Source organism: Cupriavidus respiraculi (genome assembly GCF_914271545.1).
GTDB lineage: Bacteria > Pseudomonadota > Gammaproteobacteria > Burkholderiales > Burkholderiaceae > Cupriavidus > Cupriavidus respiraculi.
In genome coordinates, this window is sequence record NZ_CAJZAH010000001.1 from 125,887 (window position 1) to 149,300 (window position 23,414).

At 68.1% G+C, this 23,414-nt stretch carries 22 protein-coding genes; 12 read left to right on the forward strand and 10 right to left on the reverse strand.

What is annotated here, in order from left to right:
* The first annotated feature begins 2 nt into the window (after nucleotides 1-2).
* The 6 genes from LDO27_RS00465 (at nucleotide 3) to LDO27_RS00490 (ending at nucleotide 7,422) form a co-directional block, all read left to right on the forward strand.
* Nucleotides 3-1,919 (forward strand): hypothetical protein, encoded by a 1,917-nt coding sequence (locus tag LDO27_RS00465; protein ID WP_224038978.1) that lies wholly within the window; start codon nucleotides 3-5, stop codon nucleotides 1,917-1,919.
* A 12-nt stretch (nucleotides 1,920-1,931) separates the two neighbouring features.
* Nucleotides 1,932-2,954: an aminotransferase class I/II-fold pyridoxal phosphate-dependent enzyme gene (locus LDO27_RS00470; protein WP_224038979.1), complete on the forward strand. Its 1,023-nt coding sequence runs from the start codon at nucleotides 1,932-1,934 to the stop codon at nucleotides 2,952-2,954.
* Nucleotides 2,955-3,031: 77 nt separating this feature from the next.
* Nucleotides 3,032-3,778: a hypothetical protein gene (locus LDO27_RS00475; RefSeq protein WP_224038981.1), complete on the forward strand. Its 747-nt coding sequence runs from the start codon at nucleotides 3,032-3,034 to the stop codon at nucleotides 3,776-3,778.
* Nucleotides 3,779-3,835: 57 nt separating this feature from the next.
* Nucleotides 3,836-5,482, forward strand: coding sequence for a penicillin-insensitive murein endopeptidase (locus tag LDO27_RS00480; protein ID WP_224038983.1), 1,647 nt, complete (start codon nucleotides 3,836-3,838; stop codon nucleotides 5,480-5,482).
* A 27-nt stretch (nucleotides 5,483-5,509) separates the two neighbouring features.
* Complete coding sequence (locus LDO27_RS00485; RefSeq protein WP_224038985.1) at nucleotides 5,510-6,601, forward strand: hypothetical protein; 1,092 nt, start codon at nucleotides 5,510-5,512, stop codon at nucleotides 6,599-6,601.
* Entirely contained in the window at nucleotides 6,598-7,422 is an 825-nt protein-coding gene (locus LDO27_RS00490) for an amidohydrolase family protein (protein ID WP_224038987.1), read from the forward strand. Before LDO27_RS00485 ends, LDO27_RS00490 begins: the two co-directional genes overlap by 4 nt.
* Before the next feature lie 30 nt (nucleotides 7,423-7,452).
* Here LDO27_RS00490 and LDO27_RS00495 read toward each other — a convergent pair whose 3' ends face one another.
* The 9 genes from LDO27_RS00495 to LDO27_RS00535 all read right to left on the reverse strand — a co-directional run bounded on the left by LDO27_RS00495 (nucleotide 7,453) and on the right by LDO27_RS00535 (nucleotide 17,087).
* Nucleotides 7,453-8,844, reverse strand: a complete 1,392-nt coding sequence (locus LDO27_RS00495) for a sigma-54-dependent transcriptional regulator (RefSeq protein WP_224038988.1) — start codon at nucleotides 8,842-8,844, stop codon at nucleotides 7,453-7,455.
* A 331-nt stretch (nucleotides 8,845-9,175) separates the two neighbouring features.
* Nucleotides 9,176-10,468 (reverse strand): NTP/NDP exchange transporter, encoded by a 1,293-nt coding sequence (locus LDO27_RS00500; protein WP_222209368.1) that lies wholly within the window; start codon nucleotides 10,466-10,468, stop codon nucleotides 9,176-9,178.
* Nucleotides 10,469-10,534: 66 nt separating this feature from the next.
* Entirely contained in the window at nucleotides 10,535-11,467 is a 933-nt protein-coding gene (locus tag LDO27_RS00505) for an aldo/keto reductase (protein WP_224038990.1), read from the reverse strand.
* A 196-nt stretch (nucleotides 11,468-11,663) separates the two neighbouring features.
* Complete coding sequence (locus tag LDO27_RS00510) at nucleotides 11,664-12,452, reverse strand: DUF6338 family protein (RefSeq protein ID WP_222209166.1); 789 nt, start codon at nucleotides 12,450-12,452, stop codon at nucleotides 11,664-11,666.
* A gap of 3 nt (nucleotides 12,453-12,455) precedes the next feature.
* Nucleotides 12,456-12,629 (reverse strand): hypothetical protein, encoded by a 174-nt coding sequence (locus LDO27_RS00515; RefSeq protein WP_222209163.1) that lies wholly within the window; start codon nucleotides 12,627-12,629, stop codon nucleotides 12,456-12,458.
* Between the two features lie 87 nt (nucleotides 12,630-12,716).
* On the reverse strand, nucleotides 12,717-14,078 hold the full coding sequence (locus LDO27_RS00520) for a GntP family permease (protein WP_224038991.1): 1,362 nt from the start codon (nucleotides 14,076-14,078) through the stop codon (nucleotides 12,717-12,719).
* A 209-nt stretch (nucleotides 14,079-14,287) separates the two neighbouring features.
* Nucleotides 14,288-14,680, reverse strand: a complete 393-nt coding sequence (locus LDO27_RS00525; protein ID WP_224038993.1) for a RidA family protein — start codon at nucleotides 14,678-14,680, stop codon at nucleotides 14,288-14,290.
* A 26-nt stretch (nucleotides 14,681-14,706) separates the two neighbouring features.
* A complete protein-coding gene (locus LDO27_RS00530) occupies nucleotides 14,707-16,188 on the reverse strand; it encodes an N-acyl-D-amino-acid deacylase family protein (RefSeq protein ID WP_224038995.1) in 1,482 nt (493 codons plus the stop codon).
* 2 nt (nucleotides 16,189-16,190) lie between these two features.
* Nucleotides 16,191-17,087, reverse strand: a complete 897-nt coding sequence (locus tag LDO27_RS00535) for a MurR/RpiR family transcriptional regulator (RefSeq protein WP_222209155.1) — start codon at nucleotides 17,085-17,087, stop codon at nucleotides 16,191-16,193.
* A 188-nt stretch (nucleotides 17,088-17,275) separates the two neighbouring features.
* Here LDO27_RS00535 and LDO27_RS00540 point away from each other — a divergent pair, with 188 nt between their 5' ends.
* The 3 genes from LDO27_RS00540 (at nucleotide 17,276) to LDO27_RS00550 (ending at nucleotide 20,250) form a co-directional block, all read left to right on the forward strand.
* On the forward strand, nucleotides 17,276-18,550 hold the full coding sequence (locus tag LDO27_RS00540; protein ID WP_224038996.1) for an amino acid deaminase: 1,275 nt from the start codon (nucleotides 17,276-17,278) through the stop codon (nucleotides 18,548-18,550).
* Between the two features lie 82 nt (nucleotides 18,551-18,632).
* Nucleotides 18,633-19,568, forward strand: coding sequence for a sugar kinase (locus LDO27_RS00545; RefSeq protein WP_224038998.1), 936 nt, complete (start codon nucleotides 18,633-18,635; stop codon nucleotides 19,566-19,568).
* 37 nt (nucleotides 19,569-19,605) lie between these two features.
* Complete coding sequence (locus tag LDO27_RS00550) at nucleotides 19,606-20,250, forward strand: bifunctional 4-hydroxy-2-oxoglutarate aldolase/2-dehydro-3-deoxy-phosphogluconate aldolase (RefSeq protein WP_222209148.1); 645 nt, start codon at nucleotides 19,606-19,608, stop codon at nucleotides 20,248-20,250.
* A 156-nt stretch (nucleotides 20,251-20,406) separates the two neighbouring features.
* On the opposite strand, the gene LDO27_RS00555 is transcribed toward LDO27_RS00550, so the two are convergent.
* Complete coding sequence (locus LDO27_RS00555) at nucleotides 20,407-21,273, reverse strand: AraC family transcriptional regulator (protein ID WP_224039000.1); 867 nt, start codon at nucleotides 21,271-21,273, stop codon at nucleotides 20,407-20,409.
* Between the two features lie 128 nt (nucleotides 21,274-21,401).
* Between LDO27_RS00555 and LDO27_RS00560 the strand changes: the two genes are divergently transcribed.
* The 3 genes from LDO27_RS00560 to LDO27_RS00570 all read left to right on the forward strand — a co-directional run bounded on the left by LDO27_RS00560 (nucleotide 21,402) and on the right by LDO27_RS00570 (nucleotide 23,357).
* Nucleotides 21,402-21,821: a putative quinol monooxygenase gene (locus tag LDO27_RS00560; RefSeq protein ID WP_224039001.1), complete on the forward strand. Its 420-nt coding sequence runs from the start codon at nucleotides 21,402-21,404 to the stop codon at nucleotides 21,819-21,821.
* 383 nt (nucleotides 21,822-22,204) lie between these two features.
* On the forward strand, nucleotides 22,205-22,621 hold the full coding sequence (locus LDO27_RS00565; protein ID WP_224039003.1) for a GNAT family N-acetyltransferase: 417 nt from the start codon (nucleotides 22,205-22,207) through the stop codon (nucleotides 22,619-22,621).
* A gap of 211 nt (nucleotides 22,622-22,832) precedes the next feature.
* Entirely contained in the window at nucleotides 22,833-23,357 is a 525-nt protein-coding gene (locus tag LDO27_RS00570; protein ID WP_224039005.1) for a GNAT family N-acetyltransferase, read from the forward strand.
* Nucleotides 23,358-23,414: the final 57 nt, after the last annotated feature.

Genomic DNA, 23,414 nt, shown 5'->3' on the forward strand with positions numbered 1-23,414 from the left:
TCATGAGCAAGATGAAAATCGAGTACGAACCCAAGGAAGTGACCGAAGGCATGATCGTCCAGCTCTCGGCCACGCCCCCCGCGGATGGCAGCAAGTTCCAGTACACGTACCGCTGGAAGGCCGACGCCGGATCGATCTCCGGCCCCTCGTCCACAATGGGCGGGGCCGACACGCGCATTGTCCAGTGGCACACGCGCGGACTGGAGCCCGGCGCGTACCGCATCACCGTATCGGCGACGCTGGTCGATCCGCCTCCCGAGCATATGGAGAACATCCGCGAGGCGGAGGCGAGCGTGATGGTCGCCGTGCACCACCGTCCGCTGTCCGCCAGCGACCTGGAACGGATGGCCAGCGGTGCGCGCGAGTTCGCCCGCACGCTCAAGTCCAATATCGACGGCAAGATGGACAGCCTGACCGAGCAGGTCTCGGGCATCGCGCGCGGCATGGACACGCTGGCCCAGTCCGGCGCCAATGGCGGCAACGGTCAGGTGCCCACGCTGAAGGTCGCGCTGCAGCGCTCGTCGCTCGTGCCCACCGCCGACCAGGCCCTGTGGCCGGCGATCCGCCACCACACCGAGATGATCGGCTTCAACCGCTACAGCGAGTTCATCAACCGCGTGCTGTGCCAGGGCAGCGACCTGGACGGCGGCGTGCCCACCGGCGCACTGGAAATGGGCATGCCGACGATCGGCGACCGCAGGGAAGAACTGCTCGACCGGCCGACCATCCATGGCGTGGATTCGTACGAGCTGCTGCGTACCGCGACCGAGGTCTTCCTGATCCTCGAATGCGGCATCCGCATTCGCCACGGCGAACTGCTGGACCTGACCGAGGAAGAGTCCCGGCTCGGCGAGCGGCCCACGCTGGAGGGCATCGTCAGCCGGCTGCAGCAGTACCTGGGCAACACGGCCACGCTGCCGTACCTGACGCGCGTGGTCACCGCGCTGATGGGCCCCGATCCCGGCCGGCGCGACGAACGGCTGCCTTACTGCGACGGCATCCTGCGGCGCCGCTTCACGTGCCCCACGCTGATCGAGCTGATCTGGTCGTACTGGCACGAGGAGGGCATGCTGGTGCAGACCCTCAACGCGATTGCGCTGCGCTTCCAGAACCGCCATCGCGGCGGGGACCGCGACCCGCTGGCGCACCTGGCCATCGACCCGCTGCGGCCGCTGAACAACCTGTTCTGGGGCTATATCCAGAGCGAGTACAAGCGGCTGAGCGTGCCGCGCCGGGCCTACGAGTACGACCACCACTATGGCCTGACGCTGTACGGCAAGGCGGTGCCGCAGATGCGCACGGCGGACAGCCGCTCCAAGTTCCTCGAGGCGTTCCACAACCTGCTGTACCGCGCGGCCGTGTTCTTCCACGAGGATGCGGACACCACCGTCGTCGCCGACGGCTTCCCGCTGCTGACCGCGCTGCGCGAGGTGCATCTGCTGCTGGCCGAGGGCGCGCACAACCAGTTCGGCGACCTGCCGTGGACCGCGCGCGTCGAGATGCTGATCGAGCAGTGGCTGCTGTCGCGGCCGGAGATCCGCGAGTTCCTGCGCGGCCGCGCCATGGTGCCCTACAAGGAACCGTGGATGAGCCAGATCGACACCATGAAGAAGCTGCAGGGATGGGGCGACACCAGCATCACGCATTTCCGCGATCTCGCGGTGTGGGGCGAACAGATCGTGCTGTCGGTGCGCTATGGCGACTGGGTGGATGTCAACGACCAGGAGCAGGCCAAGAACTGGGCGCGCTACTGGAGGCCGGAGATCCAGGGGTATATCCACGCGTATCGCGCCGCGACAGGCGTCGACCTGTCGGCCGACTCCGCCAGCGATGCCAACAACGCCAGGCGCTACCTGCAACCGTCGGTGCACCTGCGCAACCGCCTGGCCGAGCAACAGAAACGCGCGGGGCGGCCATGAGGCGCAGCGACCATGCTCGACTTCACCTCGGCGCTCTACCTGGGGATGCGCCATCCGAGCCATGCGCTGGCGCCGTGGGAGCAGCTCACGGCTGGGCGGCCCGCCGCGTTATGCGAGCGCGCGGAGCAGACCGCGGTTGCCGCGGCGCTGGCCGGACTGGTGGGCTGCGAGGCGGCGCAGATGGGGGCATCGACGCTGCATCTGTTCTGGGACCTTGGCGGCATGCTGGCGCGGGACAGCGCGATCTATCTCGATGCCGGGACCTATGCGGTGGGGCGCTGGGGCGCGCAGCGGGCCGCGGCGCGCGGCATTCCTGTCGCACCCTTTGCCCACTACGACGCCGACGCGCTGGAACGGCGGATGGCGCGGGCGTCGCCGCGTCGCCATCGTGCCGCGCGGCCCGTGGTGGTGGCCGACGGCTTCTGCCCCGGCTGCGGTGCGCCCGCGCCGGTGGCCGACTATGCCCGCCTGGTGGCGCGGCGCGGCGGCCTGCTGGTGCTGGACGATACGCAGGCGCTCGGCATGCTGGGCGAGGGTGCGTGCGCGAACGCGCCGCTGGGCCGCGGGGGCGGCGGCTCGCTGCGCTTTCACGGCGTGGCGGACCCGCATGTGGTGCTGATCGGTTCGCTGGCCAAGGCGTTCGGCGCGCCGCTGGCGGTGCTGGCCGGCAGTGCGGCCATGGTCCGTGCTTTCGCAGCGCGCAGCGAGACCCGCGTGCATACCAGCCCGCCCTCGCTCGCCGCGCTGCGCGCCGCCCAGCATGCGCTGGCCGTCAACCGCGCGCATGGCGACCGGCGGCGCCGGCATCTCGCGCTGTTGGTGCGATGCCTGCGCTGGCGGCTCGCCGAGCGCGGTCTGCATTGCGGCGGGGGGCGCCTTTCCGGTGCAGACACTGGCGCCGGCTTGCGGCATCGATGCGCAAGGGCTCTACGAGGGCTTGCTGGCGCAAGGGGTGCGCACGGTGCTTCACCGTGCGCGGGCCGGTGCCGGAGCCCGGATCAGTTTCCTGCTCACCGCGCGTCATGCGGTGCATGACATCGAGCGCGCGGCGCTGGCGGTCGGGCAGGTTTGCAGCATGCATCACGGTGGATATCTGCGACAGGAGGTGAATCATGAACGATCAATTCCGCTACGAGGCTGACGAGTTCGAGTTCGATACCGAATTCGAGGACGCCGGAGAGTTCGAGGGCGAGGAGGAGGACGGCGGCTACGAGATGGAGGCCGACGGCTTCGGCGAGATGGGCGACGGCGAATACGAGTTCGAGTTCGCCGACGAGATGGGTGGCGGCCGGGGCGGCGCGGACGTGCAGAAGAAGATCCAGCAGCTGCGCAACGCGCACGCCACGCTTTCGCGCGCCGTCGGTGCGATGGGAAAGCACGTCAAGCGAAAGGGCGGCACCATGCGGCTGGCGATCCGCGCGCGCAACGCGCAGGACGCCGCGAACCAGCTCCGAATCAATCCGCGGCTCTTCAACGTGCTGCACAGCTCGCTGAAGCGGCGCAATGCGCAGCTGCGGTCCGGGGGGCGCGCCGGCGCCGCACTCGAAATGGAGGCGAGCGCCGGCTCCTGCCCGGGCCGGACCGAAGTCAAGCCGAGCTGGTGGGGCGTGCAGGTGTGGCTCAACGAGTGCCATACGAAGGCGCTGATCGAAGCGCTCAAGGCGGGCACGGGCGCCGGCGCGCTGTGCGTGGCCGTGGCGCCGCCGCCGCAGGTCAAGCTGGTATGCGGCGTGCTGGCGGCCCTGGGTACGGTGGGTGCGGCCGCCATCGCGGGCATCGATTCCCTGGGCGGCAATCGCGGCATCGTGATCTCGAAGCTGTCCGATCCGGTGACGCCCCCGGTGGTATGGCACCAGTGAGCCATCGTCGCGCGCCGGGGCCGTGATGGCCGGTGCGCGCCACCAGTGGAGTGAGCCATGTCATTCGATCTGCTGTCGGGCCTGCGCAGCGCAGGGCTGCAAGGGGAAACGGCCATGCCGGCGCCGCGGCCGCCCGCGCGCGCGGGCATGGCCGCCGGCGATGCGGCGAGGATTCCGGCCCGCCTGGGCACGCTCGTCGTATCCGCGCCGGGGCGCCAGCTGCGCTATGCGTTCACGGCGGACGACGCGCTATGGACCGCGCGCTTTCTGGTCGGCGAGGCGGGCGGGCGCGACGATGCCGCCAACCGGGCGGTGATCTGGGCCATGCTCAACCGCTACGCGCTGTTCACCCGCAAGTACTACAAGACCTTCCACGCCTTCCTGCGCGCGTATTCGACGCCGCTGCAACCGGTGCTGCGCAGCTGGGGCGCCGCGCGCCGCCATATGGACAAGCCTGCCTTCGTGCGTACCGGCGGCGTCTACAAGCCCCCGCACGACAACATTCCCAAGGGCCAACTGCGGCAGTTCCTCGCCCTGCAGAAGCGGCCCTGGGCCAAGCTGCCGCTGCCGGCGCGCACACTGGCGCTGGCCGCGCTGGGCGGCAGCTTGCCCAACCCGATTCGCAATGCCAGCGAGTTCGGTTCGACTTACGTGTACTTCCACGACCGGCACCGCCGCTATCCGTCCGACGCGGAATGGCGCGCCTTCACCGAGGCGTACGCCCGCGGCAAGGCATGGCGCTGGATCGGGCCCGTCGCCGGGCTGGACCAGAAGCGCAATGCCTTCTTCGTGCAGGCCAAGGTCGCGCGCCTGCCGGCGGGCGCCGTGCGCGTCGAGCCGGCCTCGGCATCGATGGCCGAGGCGATGCGCGAGCAGGCGATGGCGTTCGAGGGCGAGGACGACTGTCCCGATTGCCTGGAGGCGGAATTCACCCCGGACATGGAAGAGGAGTTCCGCCTGGGCGCATATCCGTCCACCGTGCTGGACGCCTTCCGCCAGCGCAACCGCGCCGAGGTGATCAGGCGCGCCGCGCAACAGGGCAGGAGCGCCGAGGACATCGCCAACCTGCTGTTCTACATGGCGCATCCCGAGCGGATCGATGCGTCCGGGGCGGGACGGCCGCTCGCAAAGGGCGAACCGGGCTACGCGAAGCTCGTGAAGGAATGGAAGGCGCTGTACCTGACCGTGCCCGGCCCGCATCCCGAGGTCAATACGCTGATGGCGAAGCAGGGCGTCGGCTTCTACTGCCGCAAGGATGCGGCGATGCGGTGGGGAGTCCCCGAGATGGTGATGGCGCTGACCACGGTGGCGGCGCGCTGGTTCGTGCGGTTTCCGCACGGCCCGCGCATCGTGATCTCTGACCTGAGCAAGCGCGGCGGCGGCTGGCTCAGTCCGCACAAGAGCCACCAGGTCGGGCTCGACGTGGATATCGGGCTGGTGCGCAACGACGGCAAGGAAGGCGGCGCTGTCACGTACAAGTCCGGCAACTACTCGCGCGAACGCACGCGGCATCTGGTCGAGAGCATCCTTGCCAACGGCGTGCTGCCGGTGAAGACGCTCGCGTTCAACGATCCGGCCATCCAGCATCCCAAGGTGGTGCGCTGGTCGGGCCACGACGATCATCTCCACGTGCGCTTCTGCGTGCCGGCCCACTACAAGGCCCTGCGCCAGCGGATTCCGTCGGCGCAGAACTATCGCTGCTGATGCGGCGGACGAGGCGAGGGAACAGCGATGAACAGGCAGACCGGCACGGGGCCCTGCGCGGGGGCGGGCAGGCACGATCCCGGCGTCTTTCCGTCCGCGGTGCGCGCCGCGCTCGGCAAGGGCCAGGAACAGGCAGCGCTGCGGCTGGCATGGCAGGCCGGGCACCGCGACCCGAAGGCGCTCACCAACCTCGTGTTCTTCGCCCGCCATCCCGAGCGGCGCGGCTGCGCGCTGCGCCGTGGCGAGCCGCGCTTCGCCGCGTTGGGCCGGGAATGGCTGCGGATCCGCAGCGATCTGGTGCGGCCGCTGCTCGGCAAGGACGGGGCGGCGACGGCGGTCGCGGGGCCCGCCGGCCTGACGCTGTACCCGCGCATCCCCCTCGGCGCCGAAGGGAAGGCGCAGCCGATCACGGGGATTTATCTGCCCGCAGGCTATCGCCCGACTTCGGCCGTCGACATCATCGTCTACCTGCACGGACACAAGGCACCGTGCGGCGGCAGCGAGGACTGGACCATCGAGTCGATCTGGCGCTCCGCCTTCTTTCCGCTGCGCGAAGGGCTGGACCGCAGCGGACGCAATGCGGTACTCGTGGCTCCCACGCTGGGCGCACGCTCGCAAGCGGGCGACCTGGTCAAGCCCGGCGGGCTGGACCGCTATCTGGAGCGGGTGCGGGCGGCGCTGGCCGCGAGCGCGCCGTTCCGCCAGGCCGGAATCACGCCCGCGATCGGTCGCCTCATCCTCGCCTGCCATTCCGGAGGTGGCGCCCCGATGGCGGTGCTGGCCACCTCGCGCGGCAACCGCCATGCGGCCGCGATCCGGGAATGCTGGGGCTTCGACAGCCAGTATGGCGATCCCTCGGGCTGGGCGCGATGGGCGCGCAGCCGGCCCGACGCGCGGCTCTACCTGTACTACTACACGCGGCCCTGTGCGCGCCCGCCATGCCCGAAGCCGCTGACGCCCGAGGTCCATTCGCGGCGCCTGCAAGGGCAGGGCCTGCCCAACGTCATCGTGGCGGCCACCACGGTATCGCACTGCAAGGTGCCGGCGGCTTTCTGGCAGGCGCGCATCGCCGGCGCGGGCCTGGCGCCGGCCGGCGGCGCGGCAGCGGGGCGGCCATGATCGTCGATTGCCACTGCCATGCGGGCAAGGGCGACGGGCTGACCGGTCCATGGGACACGGCCGCGCCGCTGACGCACTACCTGCGCCGTGCGGCTCGCGCCGGCATCCATCGCACCGTGCTGCTGGCGGCCTTCCACTCGGACTATGCCCGGGCCAACCGCGAGGTCGCGCGCATCGTGGCCACGCGGCCCGACCGCTTCTACGGCTTCGCCTTCGTCAATGCCGCGCAGGATCGCGGGCGGATCGACGAGATGGTGGGGGTCGCGGTCGAGCGCGATGGTTTCGTCGGCATCAAGGTCCATCGGCACGACGCGCGCATCACGCGCGAGATCTGCGAGGCCGCGCGCGCCTACCGGCTGCCGGTGCTGTACGACGTGACCGGCGAGATCGCCGTGGTGGAACTGCTGGCGCAGGAATACCCGGACGTGCGCTTCATCATCCCGCACCTTGGGAGCTTCGCCGACGACTGGCGCGCGCAATCGGGACTGATCGACCCGCTGACGCGGCATCCCAACATCTACGCGGATACGTCGGGCGTGCGGCGTTTCGACCTGCTGCTGCAGGCGGTGCGGCGCGCCGGGCCGCACAAGGTGCTGTTCGGCTCCGATGGTCCGTGGCTGCATCCCGGCGTGGAACTGGCCAAGATCCGGGCCCTGCGCCTGCGCGCTTCGGACGAGGAACTGATCCTGGGCCAGAATTTTCTGCGCCTCGTCGCCGGTGTGAGAACGCGCCGGCTGACCCCGCGCGCGGCCGCGCCGCTGCGGCCCCAGGTCGAGCACGAAGCGCCGGATCCGTGGCTGACCGCCGGCGCCTCCGGATAGCGTCGCGCAAGCGTTGCAGGCATCCGCCGCTCAGTGCGGCTTCGGCGCGCGGGCCTCGCGGACCGTGCCGGCGCGCCGCATCTGCAGCGCGCGGTCGGTGACGCCGAGCCGGTCGGCGGCGCGCCGCAGGCTGCCGTTGGCCTCGTGCACCGCGATGTCCACGGCGATCTGCTCGGCGGCGCGGCCGATCTCCTTCAGGCCCAGCCCCATCGACAGGGCACGCTGGATGGCCTGCTCGAACGACGCGTCCAGCCACGGCTGGCTGGGCGTGGCCGCGGCGGGCCGGTCGTCCTCGGGCACGTCGGCGGCGGTGATTGGCCCGGCGCCGAGGTGGCGGTCCATGATGCGCGAGACCAGTTGCCGCAGCTCCCGCACATTGCCCGGGTACTCGCGCCGCGACAGGTATTGCGACACCGCTTCGTCGAACTCTGGCGCGCAGCCGTCCGGGCGGGCATTGCGCGCGAAGTGCGCGGCGAAATGCCGGGCCATCTCGACGATGTCCTGCGTGCGCTCGCGCAGCGGCGGCAGGCGCAGCGTCCAGCTCGCGATGCGGTAGTACAGGTCATGGCGGAACTCGCCGCGCCGCACCGCTTCGGACAAGTCCCGGTGCGTGGCGCAGACCAGCCGGAAGTCGGTCTCGTGCCAGGTATTGCCGCCCACGCACTTGTAGACGTGCTCCTGCACGACCCGCAGCAACTGCCCCTGCAGCGGCAGCGGCAGTTCGCCCACTTCGTCCAGGAACAGCGTGCCGTTGTGCGCCATCGCGAAGGCGCCCTCGCGGGCCTGCACGGCGCCGGTGAACGCGCCGCGCTCATGGCCGAAGAATTCGCTGCCCGACAACTCCGGCACGATGGTCGTGCAGTCCAGCGTGACCAGGCTGCCCTTGCCGGGTCGCGCATCCAGCGCATGCACGAGCCGCGCCACCAATTCCTTGCCGGTGCCGCTCTCGCCGAGCACCAGCAGATCGGCGTGGGTGAAGTGCGCAAGCTCGACGGTCTGGCGCAGGATCTTGCGCCAGCGCGGACCCTGCCCGATCAGCCCGTCGCGCACGCTCGCCTGTTCCATCAGGCGGTCCACCGTCTCCCAGCGCTGCAGCCGCGCCGCGATGTCCATGGCGGGTGCGCCGGAGCGGTGCCAGCAGAGCAGTTCGGAGGCGCCGGCCTTGAGCAGCTGCCAGGGGTCCGCATGCCAGCCGTTGGGCGAGATGTCGATGGCCAGCACGCGCTCCATCGCCGTGCCGCGCGCCTCCTGTGTCAGGGCGAGGAGGGCTTCGGTGATTTCGCTGAAGAACAGGAGGCGGGGTGTGCAGGACTGTAGCGCGCGCGAGGGCTGGGGAGCGATGCCGGCGTCCGCGAGCGCGGCCAGGATTCGCGGCTTCTGCCGGTCATCGACGGGAGGGACGAAGTCAACCGAGACGTGCATGGGCAGCACCTCTTGCACCAGCGAAGGCCACCGGAAGCCGGCAGCCGACGGGTGCCTGACTTCCGGTTGGCGTTATAGGCGATCGTCCCGGGGGATGCAATGGCGCACGGAAGGCCTGCCCGGCGCGGCACGGCGCGTTAAGAAGCGCTTCATTCAGTGTGTACGGCGGCTTGTCGCGCCACTGATACAGCGCGGGCAGGGGCAGTGCATTAGCCGCTGTGTCTGCGGTCGGCGGATATGCACGCCGACGAATAAAGCCGCTCGCCGCGCGCCGGGCGCGTGCCGATGAAAATTTTTCCGGCGCGGCGCGGCGCGACGGGCCGGCCCGGCGTCAGCCCGGGCGCGACACCATCGCCGCAGGGGCCGCGGTCACCGCGCCTTCATGGCGCCGGCCCAGCCACCATCCCAGCATGGCCCACGCCAGCGCCAGCACCGCGCCGGTCAGCGCCACCGCGGCTGGATGGCCGGCCAGCGCGTCGATGGCCGTCTTGACCCAGGCGCTCACCGCATCGCCCGCGCGGTAGATGGCCGTGTCGATGACGTTCTTGGCCTTGTACTTGGTCTCGGCATCCACCACCGTGAACAGCATTTCGCGGCCGGGGCGGATCATCGCGTATTCGCCCACGCGCCGCAGGATCATGAGGCCGGCGAGCACGGCGAACGTCGGCATCGCCGCCAGCAGCAGGAAGCCCGCCGCCACCGCCAGCGGGATGGCGGTGAGCAGCGCCGTCACGCCGTAGCGCCGCGCCACGCGGCCGGAGAAGAACAGTTGGACCACGATGGTCAGCGCCTGTACCACCGCGTCCAGCGCGCTGAATACCTGCGTCTGCCGCGTGCGATCGGGAAAGGCCTCGGCGACCAGGCGCGCCTGTTCGAAGTAGAGGAAGGTGCTGGCCGTGGCCAGCAGGATCACGAACAGGCCGATGCCCAGCAGATAGCGCGAGCGCAGCACCAGCGTCAGGCCCGCCATCAGCCCGCCGCCGATGGGCTGCGACGGGTCCTGCTGCCGTACGGTCGCGCCCGCCACCGCCTGGCCGGCGCCGCCGCGCCCGCGCCAGCCGAACAGATAGCCCACGCCGGGCAGCGTCGCGCCCAGCAGCATGGCGGACAGCAGCATCAGCCCGGTCAGCCCGATCGTCGGCACCAGCCAGCCGGACAGCACCGGCCCAGCCAGGCCGCCCGCGCTGGCGCCCGCCGCCAGCACCGGGAACAGGCGCTTGGCCTGCTCGGGCCGGAACACGTCCGCCATCAGGCTCCAGGCCACGGAGACCACGAACAGATTGAAGACCGACAGCCACACGTAGAACGTGCGGGCCAGCCACACGTTGTCCGGCGCGGCCCGTGTCGCCAGGGCGAATACCAGCAGGTTGACGATGAAGAAGGCGTAGACCCACGGCACGAAGCGCCGCCGTGGCAGCCGCGCGCTGCACAGCCCGTAGAGCGGAATGGCGGCGAGCATCACGACGAAGGTCGCGGTAAAGAGCCATTGCAGGTTTTTGACGCCGCCCGCGATGCCCATGGTCTCGCGCACCGGCCGCAGCATGAAGTAGCTGGCGAAGAGGCAGAAGAAGAACAGAAAGCCGGCGAGGACCGCGCCGCGCTCGCCGGCGGCCACGCCCAGCAGCGTGCGTGGGGCGCGGGGCTCGGGCCGCGGGGGCGGGGCGCGATGGTCCGGTTCCACGGCGCGGCCTCAGGCGAACAGCGCCGCGATGCGGTCGCGCTGTGCCGCGTCCGGCATGCGGCCCACGCCAGCGCCCAGGTTGTCGCGCATATGGCGGGGGTTGGAGGTGGCCGGAATGGCGGCGGTCACCGCCGGATGGCTGACGATGAACTTGAGCAGCAGCTGGCCCCAGCTGGTGCAGTCGATCTCCTCAGCCCACGGCGGCAACGGCTTGCCCTGCACGCCGCGGAACAGGCGGCCGTCCTGGAACGGCCGGTTGATCAGCACCGCGACGCCGCGCTGCTCGCACAGCGGCAGCAGCGTCCGTTCGGCCTCGCGCTCGGCCACCGAATAGTTGATCTGCATAAAGTCGAGCCGCTCGCTGCGCACGAGCTGCGCCAGCGTGTCGTGCGCGTCGGCGCGGTAGTGCGTCAGGCCGATATAGCGGGTCTTGCCCTGTTCTTTCAGCTGGCGCAGGTAGCGCAGGTTGTCGCGCCAGTCGATCAGGTTGTGGACCTGCAGCAGGTCCACGGTTTCGCTGCCCAGTTCGCGTTGCGACTGCGCCCATTGGGCCTGCGCCGGCACGCCCGATTGCGCGGAGATCTTGGTGGCCAGGAACACCTGCTTGCGCGCGTTGTGGTGGCGCAGCAGCTCGCCGGTGACCCCCTCGGCGGCGCCGTACATCGGCTCGGTGTCGAGGACCGAGCCCGGGGTGCGCAGCAGCAGCTCGAGCACGTTGGACAACGGGCTTTCGCGCACGCCCTGCTTGCTGGCGTCGAAGGTATCGGCCGTTCCCAGGCCGATGACCGGCAGCGTTTCGTTCGTGTTCGGAATGGGGCGCCGGTGCATGGTCCCGGCGGGTGCGCCAGCCGGCGCGGAGGCGGATTGGGCGGCGGTGACGGTCGGCAGGCCGGCGGCTAGCGCGGCGGACCATCCCAGGAAGTTGCGGCGGTCGACGGGCATGGCATCTCCATTCGCAAGGGGGCACCGCGACGCGCCGATATCCCACGCCGTCCGCCCGGGTTCAGTTTTGGTCCGGCCATTGTACGGAATGGGAACGTGGTGCGTTGCAACGAAGATGGCATGGGGTGGAGCGGCGGCAGACGAGACGGGCGTCCGGCGTGCCCCGGCATCGTCATCGCCATCGCGGCGGCACGGTCTAGCGGGGCGCTTCCGCGGCCGGGGTGGGCCCGTCCACGTCTTCCTCGTCGATATCGAGGAACTTCACGTTCAAGGTCGTCCATTCGTTGGAACGCAGGATCAGCCGGTCGCCGTCGATGGGGTAGAAGCGCTCCAGCACTCGCTTGCCCTCGTCTTCGCCCGGATTGCGGTCGTCCGCCAGTTTGCGGCGCATGGCCGAGGCCAGGATGATGCGGTCCAGCTCGCCGTTTTCCTTCAGCTCGTAGTCCATCAGCAGGCCGGTGAACAGGTAGGGCGCATCGTGCAGCGGCACGATGGCGCTGACCACCACGGCCGCGGGGTTGCCCACCACGTCGATGCCGCTGAACAGGTAATGCCACGGGGCCTGCTGGCGGAAGTAGTTCTGGAAGCGGCTGGTGGGCCGGTCGAGCCCGTAGTGGGTCACCAGGAAGCGCCGTACCAGCGCGCCGGCGACGGCGATGCCGAAGGTGCTGAAGAAGTAGGCGAAGATCGGGAGGGGGTGTTCGTTGAGCCATTCGTAGCGCGCTACGGGAATGGCATTGATGGCGGCGGCGCCGGAGAGCATGCGCAGCGCGTCGCCGAGGTACAGCCGGTAGTCCAGCAGGTAGACCGCCACCGCCAGCACGGCGCTGTCGATCAGCAGGCCGAAGGAAACGGATTTGAGGGCGGTGGTGCCGAACGGCGTCATGTCCGCCTGGCGCAGTTCCCGGGCCTGGCTGAAATGGTGATAGATGAAACCGGGCGCGAGCAGCAGGAACAGCAGTACGGCGGGGAGGGCGACGTTCAAGCGCTATCCTTGCGCGGGGATGATCCTGAGCTGGACCTTGCGCTGGCGGTTCTGGTCCTTGAACGTGATGGTGCGGGAATCGTTGACCTTGCCGGTGGCGATGAACTCGCGAAGGGCGTTGGCCGCCTTCGGATCGTTGCGCAGCTTGCGGACGGTCTCACTGATGATGACTTTCATCGCGATCTCCTGTGACTGCCTAAGGATAGCGCATAAGAGGCCATCGCGACACCCGCAGGGGGCGGCTGCCGCCGCCCCGTAGCCTGCTCAGAGCACCGTGGCGAGCGCCAGGGTCAGCACCAGCGCGACCACCGAGATGATCGTCTCGCAGACCGACCACGTCTTGAAGGTCTGGGCGACGGTCATGTTGAAGTACTCCTTGACCAGCCAGAAGCCGCCGTCGTTGACGTGCGACAGGATCAGCGAGCCCGCGCCGGTGGTCAGCACCAGCAGCTCGGGCCGCGTGCCCGGCACGCTGGCGGCGATCGGGGCGACGATGCCGGCGGCCGTGGTCATCGCCACCGTGGCCGAGCCCGTGGCGATCCGGATCATCACCGCCACCAGCCAGCCCAGCATCAGCACCGAGACATTGGCGCCGGTGGCCACGTCCACGATGGCGTTGGACACGCCCGAGTCGCGCAGGATGCGGCCGAAGCCGCCGCCGGCGCCGACCACCAGCGTGATGATGGCGGTGGGCGCCACGCACTCGTTGGTAAAGCGCAGGATGGTCTCGCGGTTGAAGCCGCGCGCCTTGCCGAAGGTATAGAAGCTCACCAGCGCGGCGATGAGCAGCGCGATCACCGAGTTGCCGATCAGCTTCAGGAAATCGTTGGCGAAGGTCTTCGGCGTGGTGAAGAGGTCGGCCCAGCTGCCGATCAGCATCAGCATCACGGGCAGCAGGATCGTGAACACCGTGATGCCGAAGCCGGGCAACTGGTGCGAGGCGGCCACGTCGTCAGCTTCCTCGGTGAACTGGTCGGCGAGCGGGTTGTAATCCGGCAGCTTGACGTAGCGGTCCATCAGGCGGGCAAACAGCGGTCCCGCGATGGCCGCGGTCGGCACGCCGACGATCAGCGCGAACAGGATGGTCTTGCCGATGTCCGCGCCATAGGCGGTCACGGCGAGCAGCGCCGCCGGGTGCGGCGGGATCAGGCCGTGCACGACCGACAGGCCGGCGACCATCGGAATGCCCACCAGCACCATCGACGTGCCGGTGCGCTTGGCCACGTTGAACGCGATCGGCACCAGCAGCACGAAGCCCACCTCGAAGAACACCGGCAGGCCGACGATGAAGGCGATGGTCGCCATCGCCCAGTGCACGTTCTTCTCGCCGAAGAAGTCGATCAGCGTGCGCGCGATGCGCTCGGCGCCGCCGGACTCGGCCATCATCTTGCCCAGCATCGTGCCCAGGCCCACCACCAGCGCGATATGGCCCAGCGTGCCGCCCACCCCGGCTTCGAACGACTTGACGATCTCGGTCATCGGCATGCCGACCGCGAAGCCGAGCAGCACCGACACCACCACCAGCGTGATGAAGGGGTTCAGCTTGAATCTGGCGATCAGCACCACGAGCGCGATCACCGCGATCAGCGCGTATATCAGAAGAGTGGTTCCGGCGACGGTAGCCATCTTGTCTCCTTTGAGCGGGACCTGCCCGGTCGGGGCACCCGCGTCCGCTATGAAAAAAGCCGCGTTGTGAGCGGCCGGTCATGAAACACCGACGGCCATCCCGCAAGGGAAGCCGTCGCGCGCGTTGCCCCCGCGCTGGCGCGCGGCGGCAGGCTCATACGATGACGACGATATGCATCCGGCCTGCTGTCGTGCCGGATGGCCATGGCTTACTGGCCTGGCTTCTTGTAGGCGATGCAGTCCACCTCGACCTTGCAGTCCACCACCATGCTGGACTGCACACAGGCGCGCGCGGGCGGATTGGCGCCGAAGTATTCCTTGAAGATCTTGTTGAACGAGGCGAAGTCGCGGGCGTCGTCCAACCACACGCCGCAGCGCACGACATGCTCGGGGCCGTAGCCGGCCTCGGTGAGGATGGCCAGCACGTTCTGGATGGCCTGGTGCGTCTGCGCGACGATATTGCCCTCGACCACCTCGCCGTCCACCATCGGGACCTGGCCCGACACATACAGCCAGCCGTCGGCCTGCACCGCGCGGGCGAACGGCATGTGCTGGCCGCCGGTGCCGGTGCCGCCTTCGACGCCGAATCGTTTGATTTCCATGAATACTCCTGCTGATCGGTGATGCTTTATCGGGAATCGGCGCCGGCGGTGCCGCGGGGAAGGAAGCGGCCCGCGCGAACGCCGGTGGCTTGCCGCTGCTGCCAGGCGAGCTCGCCGTTGACCCAGACCGCGGCGATGCCTTCGGCCGGTTGCATGGGGTCGGTGAAGCTGGCCGCGTCGCGGATGGTGGCGGCATCGAACAGCACGAGGTCCGCCCAATAGCCTTCGCGCACGAAGCCGCGTCCGGACAGGCCGAAGCGCTCGGCCGACATGCCGGTCATCTTGTTGACGGCGACGGCCAGCGGGAACAGCTCCCGGTCGCGCGCGTAGTGGCCCAGCACCCGGGGAAACGCGCCCCACAGGCGCGGATGCGGCAGCGGGTCGTTGGGCAGGCCGTCGGAGCCCACCACGGTGGCCGGGTGCGAGAGGATGCGGTCCACATCCGCGTCCTCCATGCAGTGATAGACGGCGCCCGCGGGCTGCAGCCGGCGCGCCGCTTCCATCAGATCGACCTCCCACTCGGCGGCGATGTCGGCGAGCAGCCGTCCGCCCATGTCGGGATGGGGCTCGGACCAGGTGACCTGGATATCGAAGTCGCTGGTGACCTGCTTGAGGTCCAGCGTCGACGAACTCGCCGTGTACGGATAGCAGTCGCAGCCCACCGGCTGCCAGCGCTGCGCGCCCTCCAGCGCCTCCAGCACTTCGCCGCTGCGGCCCCAGTTCGCCATGCCGGCGCACTTCAGGTGCGAGATGACGACGGGTACGCGGGCATGGCGGCCGATGCGGAAGGCTTCGTCCATCGCGTCGAGAATCTCGGCGAATTCGCTGCGCAGATGCGTCGCATACAGGCCGCCGGCCTTCGCGAGCGGTTCGGCAAGCGCCAGCACTTCCTCCGTGGGTGCATGGATCGCATTGCCGTAGGCGAGGCCCGTCGACAGGCCCAGCGCGCCGTGGGCCAGCGCTTCGTCTAGCTGCGCGCGCATGGCCGCGATCTCTTCGGCGGTGGCCGCGCGATCGAGCCGGTCCATATGGTTGCTGCGCAAGGCGGTATGGCCAACCAGCGCAGCGACGTTGATGGCAGGGCGTGCCGCGTCGACTGCCTCGACATAGGCGCGGAAGTCCGGGTAGCGGAAATCCGCGGCCTGGCCCAACAGATTCATCGGATCCGGCGGCTCGCCGCGCAGCGAGACCGGCGCGGCGCTGATGCCGCAGTTGCCGACGATCACCGTGGTTACGCCCTGCGACAGCTTGGGGGCCATCTCGGGCTGGCGTACCACGTTGGTGTCATCGTGCGTATGCACGTCGATAAAGCCCGGCGCGAGCACCAGCCCGTCGCCATCCACCACATGGGCCGCGCTGTCCGGATCGATCGGAGTGTCGTCGCCGTCGAGCAGCGCGATGCGGGCGATGCGCCCGTCGCGCACGGCCACGTCGGCGAGGCGCGCGCTGGCGCCGGAGCCGTCGAGCAGCGTCACGCGCCGGATCAGGGTGTCGAACAGATGAGGCATGGTCAGTCTCCCAGCGGCTCGCGGCGATCGAAGCCGGCGGCGGCGCCGCGGTGTGTGTCCAGCACGTACTTGAGCCGGCGCAGCCGCTCCTGGCTGTGGTCCTGCTGCAGCAGCGCGAGCCGCGTCACGAGCACGTCGAGCACGAGCAGCAGCGCGTAGCGCGAGGCCGATGGCTTGAAGATGAAGTCGGTTTCCAGCGCCCGCACCGGCAGCAGCACATCGGCCCGCGCGGCCAGCGCCGAGCCCAGCGCCGTGACCGCGACCACGCGCGCGCCGTATTCGCGGGCGATATCGCAGCTCGCGATCATCTCGGGCACGTTGCCGGTCACCGAGAAGGCCAGCACCACGTCGTCCTTGGCCAGCGTCGCCGCCACCATCTTCTGCAGCAGGGCGTCCTGGTAGCTCGCCACCGGCCGGCCCAGCCGCGCCAGGCGGTAGCGCGCCTCGTCCGACATCAGCGACGAGCCGCCACCCATGCCGAAAGCGTAGATCATGCGGGCGTCCAGCAACAGGCGCGCGGCGCGCTCCACGTGGTCCTCGTCGATCAGCTGGCGATTGACCTCGAGTGTTTCCAGCACGTCCTGGTGCAGCCGGTCGGCGAGCGTTTCGGGCACCGGCGCCTCGCCGCGCGACGCTTCCGCGCGCAGGAAGCGCTGGCCCACGGCGGTGGCCTGCGCCAGCCGCAGCTTGAGGTCGCGCACGTCCCGGCAGCCGATGGCCTTGGCAAAGCGCGTCACGCTGGCCTCGCTGACGCCGGCATTGCGCGCCAGATCGTTGATGCTGGAGGCGGCCGCGCCCGCGAGGTCGGCCAGGATCACCTGGGCAACCTTCTGCTCCGCCAGCCGCAGCGTGGGGCCGCGTTCGGCGATGCGGGTCAGGATGTCGAAGGGCGCGGTCATGGAATGAGCGGAAGGCTTGCCGGATCGGGGCGGCGGGACGATGCTGTAGGGAGCGCGGTGGCGGGGAGCCGGCCCCCTGGTCCGCGCGTGCTTGCCAGGCCTGGCGTGTTACTTTATAACAAAGGTGAAATATCGTAATTTCGGCGATATGATTACGTCAACCGGAATTTTTGCAGGGTGATGACAGCATGCATGAAATAAAGTACCAAAGCGGCATGATCGACCCGTTGAACAAGGCGCTCGGCAAGCTGGACGCCCCGCTGGCCCCCGATCAGGCGGGCGCGCTCCCGGGCTGGCGCCTGCTCGACGAAGCGCTGAGCCTGCCTGCCGCGGTGCTGTATGAAGACCGCCTCGCGCACAATCTGGCGTGGATGCGGCGCTTCATGGACGAATACGGCGTCCGCCTTGCGCCGCATGGAAAGACGACGATGGCCCCAAAGCTGTTCGCGCGCCAGCTTGCCGCGGGCGCCTGGGGCATCACGCTCGCCACCGCGCACCAGACCGCCGCGGCGCACGCGCATGGCGTCAAGCGCGTGCTGATGGCGAACCAGCTGGTGGGCCGCCGCAACATGGAGATCGTCGCGGACCTGCTGCGCGATCCCGCCTTCGAATTCATGTGCCTGGTCGACTCGGCCGAACTGGTCGACCAGCTCGGCGCGTTCTTCCGCGAACGCGGCCAGACGCTGCAGGTGCTGCTGGAGCTGGGCGTGCCCGGCGGGCGCACCGGCGTGCGCGACGACGCGCAGCAGGCCAGCGTGCTGGCCGCGCTGGAGCGCTGGAGCGGTGCCCTCACGCTGGCCGGCGTGGAAGTGTACGAAGGCGTGCTGCAGCAGGAGGAGGACATCCGCGCCTTCCTGCGCCGCACGGTGGCCGTCACGCGGCAATTGGCCGGGGAAGGGCGCTTCGGACGCAGCCCGGTGGTGATGTCCGGAGCCGGCTCGGCGTGGTACGACGTGGTGGCCGAGGAGTTCGCCCGCGCCGACATTGGCGCGCCGATCGACATCGTGCTGCGCCCGGGGTGCTATCTGACCCACGATGTCGGCATCTATCGCGCCGCGCAGCAGCGCATTCTCGCCAGCAACCCCGTCGCGCAGAAGATGCGCGAAGGCCTGCTGCCCGCGTTGCAACTATGGGCCTATGTGCAGTCGATTCCCGAGCCGGAGCGCGTCATCATCGGCATGGGCAAGCGCGATGCGGCCTTCGATGCCGGCATGCCGATCCCCGCGCGCATCCATCGCCCCGGCAGCGGCAACGAGCCCGCCGCGGTACCGGCGCACTGGGAGATCACCGGCATGATGGACCAGCACGCATACCTGAAGATCCAGCCGGGTGACGACGTGCGCGTGGGCGACATGATCGCCTTCGACATCTCGCATCCGTGCCTGACCTTCGACAAATGGCGTCATATACCCGTGCTCGACGCCGACCTTCGCGTGATCGACATCGTGCAGACGTATTTCTAGCGCCCGCCCCGGGCGCGGCCTTGCCTGCGCCCGCGGTGAACCAACCCGAACCACACGGCCAACCGGCCAGGACCAACGGATCATGAGCATCGACATTCTCGCGTTCGGCGAAGCAATGGTGGAGTTCAACCAGCAGCCGGACGATCCCACCCGCTACCTGCAGGGCTATGGCGGCGACACTTCGAACTTCTGCGTGGCCGCGGCGCGCCAGGGCGCGCGCACCGGCTATATCACCGCGGTGGGCGAGGACAGCTTCGGCGAGCGCCTGATGGCGCTGTGGACGCAGGAACGCGTGGACACCCGCCACGTGCGCATCGATCCCGAGGCCCCGACGGGCGTGTATTTCGTCTCGCACGACGCGCACGGCCACCGCTTCGACTACCTGCGCGCCGGCTCGGCGGCGAGCCGCTACAGCCACGAGCACCTGCCGCAGCAGGCCATCGCCGATGCGCGCTTCCTGCATCTGTCCGGCATCAGCCTCGCCATCAGCAACAGCGCCTGCGACAGCGGACTGGCCGCGATGGAGCTCGCCCGTAAGGCCGGCGTGCGCGTCAGCCTGGACACCAACCTGCGCCTGCGGCTATGGTCGCTGGCCCGCGCGCGCGGCATCATGCGCGAGGCGTTCTCGTTCACCGACGTCTGCCTGCCGAGCTGGGACGACATCACCGTGCTCACCGGCCTGGACGATCGCGACGCCATCGTCGACCATCTGCTCGGGCTGGGCATCGGCGTGGTCGCGTTGAAGCTCGGCGAGGAGGGCGCCTATGTCGCGACGCCGGAGGCCCGCTCACTGGTGGCCCCCTATCCCGTACGCGCGCTGGACGCGACCGGCGCCGGCGACTGCTTCGGCGGCAGCTTCATCGCGCGGCTCGCGGCCGGCGACTCGCCGTTCGAGGCCGCCCGCTATGCCAATGTCGCCGCCGCCCTGTCGACCACCGGCTACGGCGCGGTGGCGCCCATCCCCAGTGGCGACACCGTGCTAGCGCGCCTCGCGCAGTCGGTATCGGTGATCGGATAAACGCCACGGACTCACACCAAGGACTACGGACACTGCCATGCAAAGCCAATCTCCCTCGCTGATCGACCGCCTTGCCGGCGTCCCCGTCATCCCCGTGCTCGAATTCTCGTCGGCCGACGAGGCCGTGCACGTCTGCGAAGCGCTGGTGGCCGGCGGGCTCACCGCGCTCGAAATCACGCTGCGCACCCCCGCGGCCCTGGACGCCATCAAGGCAGTGGCCGCCGCGCTGCCGCAAGCCTGCGTCGGCGCGGGCACCGTCCTCACCCAGGACCAGCTGCACGCCGTGCGCGACGCCGGCGCGCAGTTCGCCGTATCGCCGGGCCTGACGCCAACGCTGGCCGAAGCCGCGCGCGGCGCCGGCGTCTCGCTGCTGCCGGGCGTGGCCACCGCCAGCGAAGCCATGTACGCGCTGGAGCAGGGCTTCACCTTCCTGAAGTTCTTCCCCGCGGAAGCCGCGGGCGGCGCGCCGATGCTCAAGTCGCTGGGCGGACCCCTGCCGCAGCTGCGCTTCTGCCCCACCGGCGGTATCGACGCGGCCAAGGCCGCAACATATCTCGCGCTGCCGAATGTCGTGTGCGTTGGCGGTTCGTGGGTGGTACCAAAGGATGCGGTCGCGGGGAAGGACTGGGCGCGTATCCGTCAGCTGGCGACGGAGGCGGCCGGCCTGCGGCGCATGGCCTGACCGGCCTCGCCGCAATCAGACGGGCGGCCTGAATTCCAGCCTATTAGCCGGTTGGGGTATTCCAACGATTGGCTGATGGGATGGGAAGCGCTATCTCCACGGCGCCACAGGGAAGGTTCTGAGAAAGTAGGGCCTTCGGTCAGACGGTACGAATCTTCACCGGTCAGCTGCTGCCTGTTTATCTTTGATCGGTGGCCGGCCGAAGATTCGGCTGTATTCCCGGCTGAACTGCGAGGTGCTTTCGTATCCCACTTCGAGAGCGGCCTGGCTCAAGCGTTTACCTTTGGACAAGATCAGCCGGCGTGCCTCGATCAATCTCAGCTGCTTCTGGAACTGTAGTGGCGACAGCGATGTGATCGCGCGGAAGTGCTGGTGGAACGCTGCTCGGCTCATGCCAGCCGCCGCCGCCAGGCGCTCGATCCGCACTGGTTGGGCGTAGTTCGCACGAAGGATCGCGACAGCGCGTGCGATGCGCCGCACATGGCTATCGGGAAGGCCCAGGTTCCGGACCGCGTGGCCTTGGGGGCCCAGCAGCAACCAATGATGAATTTCCCGAACCAAGCCATTCTTGAGCACCGCGAGCGAATTCGGGCGGTCGAGCAGCATTACCAGCCGACGCAGGGCATCGCACAGATCGCCGCTGGTGTCGTGGGCGGGGCGCGATGAATATGCTTCGGACTCGCTCATCACTAGATCGGTGATCACGGTTGGATCCAGGTCGAGCGCTAACGCAAGATAGGGACTGGCAACGTTGGCCTGGCTGATCCGACTGGCAATCGGCATATTGCCGGTCACCATGAACATGTCTCCAGCTTTATATGACGACACACCACTGCTCAATGAGACCCGCTTGCGTCCCTGCAGTACCAGGCATACCAGCGGATTCACCACGGTGTGCTCCACCTCACTCGGTGTTGTACGGTGGAACAGGTTGAAGCCTTGCACAGGCGTTACCGCCACGCCTTCCACCTGAGGGTGGGATCGCGTGTAGCGAAGGAGCGCATGCTTCAATTCGTCGACCATGTGGAATTTAAGCACATCCGTCTGCACGACCCATCAAGTCCAGACAATTAGGCAAGAAATATCGACGTTTATGCATAGGCCAAGGAAGTGCGGGCACGACACTACTCGCATTCAACGAGGAGACTTGCATGACCCATCTGCCAATCCATTCGCTCGACCCTACACCGGAAATCGTCCACGCACCGCACCGCGGTGTGGAGGTTCTCGGAGAACAAGGTGCTGAAGGCCGCAAGGCATTCTTCATCCGGATCGAAGCCCGCCCCGGTCAGGAAGATGCCGTAGTGCAGATGCTGCGTGATATCCGGGCTTGCGTCGAAGACGAGCCTGCCACGGGCCCGTGGTTCGCCGTCCGGTTTTCACAGACCAGCTTCGCCATTTTCGAAGCATTTCCCGATCTGGCGGGGCGCCAGGCACATGTGGACGGCCGTGGCGGAGACATTTTCCGCGACCGCGAGCGGATGAACGCCATCCTGGCCGATGCGGCAAAGGTGCACCGTGTGGATGTGCTGATGAGTAAGGACTCCTTTTCTCATCTCCATCCACTCTGATAAGACAGCATGGGATCTGTCTCGCAATGTGTGTGTTCCGTAAGCCGAATCATCTGGCGATCTCCTTTCAGGTAAAGGAGATGGCGTCCAGTCCGTACTCGCGCGAAAAGAGTATCGAGTTTGGGATCGGTCTGGGGTTTTAGCGCGAGGTGATGGGAGGGCGACCGTGTTTTTGCGATCAGACGCCGTGAACGCTGCGACATCCGCAACTTGCCAAAGTGTTATCTTCGAAACGCCATCGGTTATGTAGCCTGCGGGATAGGTCGGATCGCCGCCGGCGTTTCGCCATCCTAAGCATTCCGTAAGAGATACTACGAGCGGATTCCGCTACCATCGATGTGTTCTCAAAATCAAAGAGCGCATCGATGTTTCAGATCCGGGTCATGACCATAGACGACTATGACGTCTTGATACAGCTCATGAGGATTACGGCGGGCGTTTCAGTACGGAATGCCGACTCATGGGAATCCACGCTTCGTTATCTCGAGCGTAACCCCGGCCTTAGCTTCGTCGCCGAAATTGGCGGAGCCATCGTTGGGTGCATCATGGCCGGGCATGACGGCAGACGCGGATATCTGCAGCATCTTCTCGTACTGCCAGAGCACAGGCGAAAGGGGATTGCCAACGCGCTCGTTAAGCAGTGTCTGCTAGAACTTGAAGGTCTTGGTATCAAGAAGAGCCACATCGATGTGCTGAAAGCGAATTCAATCGCGTCGAAGTTCTGGACACGCAATGGCTGGAAGCTTCGCACGGACATAGATCGCTATTCGATCATCACCGGAGGTTCCGAGAACGCCTGATTCGATGCAGTCCCGTGGGTTCTGAACGGAAGCGACGGATTGCAGCTATTCAGACGAGTGCCTGGTCGTGGCCGGGGCCGGACGGCCGACGCTAATTTGACGACGACGCACCTATATCGGCCAGTCGAGCTAGCGAGCTTGCATCGATTCTGCCGCGGTAGGTGATTCGGTAACACTGTGCCGGTTTATCGAGGAGCTAAAGAAGGGGCGTATGCACATTGAACGTGTCGACAGAATCGCGCCGGCTGCGTTGGCGGCGGAGGACTTCTCCTTTGACATAGAGTGGGAGGCGGTCGCCCCATTCGATGGGCCCGGCATGCCGAGCGTGGTGCCAGTCGAGCCGCGGACAAAGACCTACGGGGCTGACAAATCGTTATCCGAACTCGACTCCGATCCAGGTCGCTTGCTCCTGGTAGCGAAGGATGGATTCCATGTTGCGGGCTACTTGCTGGCCACCACGGCATGGAACGGCTGCGCGAGCATTGAGGACATTGCCATATCGCGCCGTTACCGTCGCACGGGCATCGGCAAACGCCTGATGGACGAAGCCGTGGCGTGGGCGGCGACCTTGAACCTCAGCGCGATCCGACTCGAAACGCAATCGTCCAATGTGTCCGCTTGCCGCTTCTATGCACGGTACGGTTTTGTGCTGGGGGGCTATGACCGTTATCTGTACAGCCAGCTGGACGAGAATGTCAGGGAGGATGTGGCGTTGTACTGGTATCTGTTCCTGTAGGCCGCGAATTCGGAGACCGCAGGGATGTTTGTCTATCGGGCCAAATCGGGACGGCGG

Excerpts from the sequence above, each read along its gene's own strand:
- LDO27_RS00505 (WP_224038990.1), bottom strand. The coding sequence starts at position 11,467 with ATGCCCGTCGACCGCCGCAACTTCCTGGGATGGTCCGCCGCGCTAGCC.
- LDO27_RS00565 (WP_224039003.1), top strand. The coding sequence starts at position 22,205 with ATGACCATAGACGACTATGACGTCTTGATACAGCTCATGAGGATTACG.
- LDO27_RS00480 (WP_224038983.1), top strand. The coding sequence starts at position 3,836 with ATGTCATTCGATCTGCTGTCGGGCCTGCGCAGCGCAGGGCTGCAAGGG.
- LDO27_RS00540 (WP_224038996.1), top strand. The coding sequence starts at position 17,276 with ATGCATGAAATAAAGTACCAAAGCGGCATGATCGACCCGTTGAACAAG.
- LDO27_RS00485 (WP_224038985.1), top strand. The coding sequence starts at position 5,510 with ATGAACAGGCAGACCGGCACGGGGCCCTGCGCGGGGGCGGGCAGGCAC.
- LDO27_RS00515 (WP_222209163.1), bottom strand. The coding sequence starts at position 12,629 with ATGAAAGTCATCATCAGTGAGACCGTCCGCAAGCTGCGCAACGATCCG.
- LDO27_RS00520 (WP_224038991.1), bottom strand. The coding sequence starts at position 14,078 with ATGGCTACCGTCGCCGGAACCACTCTTCTGATATACGCGCTGATCGCG.
- LDO27_RS00495 (WP_224038988.1), bottom strand. The coding sequence starts at position 8,844 with ATGCACGTCTCGGTTGACTTCGTCCCTCCCGTCGATGACCGGCAGAAG.
- LDO27_RS00530 (WP_224038995.1), bottom strand. The coding sequence starts at position 16,188 with ATGCCTCATCTGTTCGACACCCTGATCCGGCGCGTGACGCTGCTCGAC.
- LDO27_RS00550 (WP_222209148.1), top strand. The coding sequence starts at position 19,606 with ATGCAAAGCCAATCTCCCTCGCTGATCGACCGCCTTGCCGGCGTCCCC.
- LDO27_RS00560 (WP_224039001.1), top strand. The coding sequence starts at position 21,402 with ATGACCCATCTGCCAATCCATTCGCTCGACCCTACACCGGAAATCGTC.
- LDO27_RS00535 (WP_222209155.1), bottom strand. The coding sequence starts at position 17,087 with ATGACCGCGCCCTTCGACATCCTGACCCGCATCGCCGAACGCGGCCCC.
- LDO27_RS00465 (WP_224038978.1), top strand. The coding sequence starts at position 3 with ATGAGCAAGATGAAAATCGAGTACGAACCCAAGGAAGTGACCGAAGGC.
- LDO27_RS00475 (WP_224038981.1), top strand. The coding sequence starts at position 3,032 with ATGAACGATCAATTCCGCTACGAGGCTGACGAGTTCGAGTTCGATACC.
- LDO27_RS00555 (WP_224039000.1), bottom strand. The coding sequence starts at position 21,273 with ATGGTCGACGAATTGAAGCATGCGCTCCTTCGCTACACGCGATCCCAC.
- LDO27_RS00470 (WP_224038979.1), top strand. The coding sequence starts at position 1,932 with ATGCTCGACTTCACCTCGGCGCTCTACCTGGGGATGCGCCATCCGAGC.
- LDO27_RS00525 (WP_224038993.1), bottom strand. The coding sequence starts at position 14,680 with ATGGAAATCAAACGATTCGGCGTCGAAGGCGGCACCGGCACCGGCGGC.
- LDO27_RS00490 (WP_224038987.1), top strand. The coding sequence starts at position 6,598 with ATGATCGTCGATTGCCACTGCCATGCGGGCAAGGGCGACGGGCTGACC.
- LDO27_RS00545 (WP_224038998.1), top strand. The coding sequence starts at position 18,633 with ATGAGCATCGACATTCTCGCGTTCGGCGAAGCAATGGTGGAGTTCAAC.
- LDO27_RS00570 (WP_224039005.1), top strand. The coding sequence starts at position 22,833 with ATGCACATTGAACGTGTCGACAGAATCGCGCCGGCTGCGTTGGCGGCG.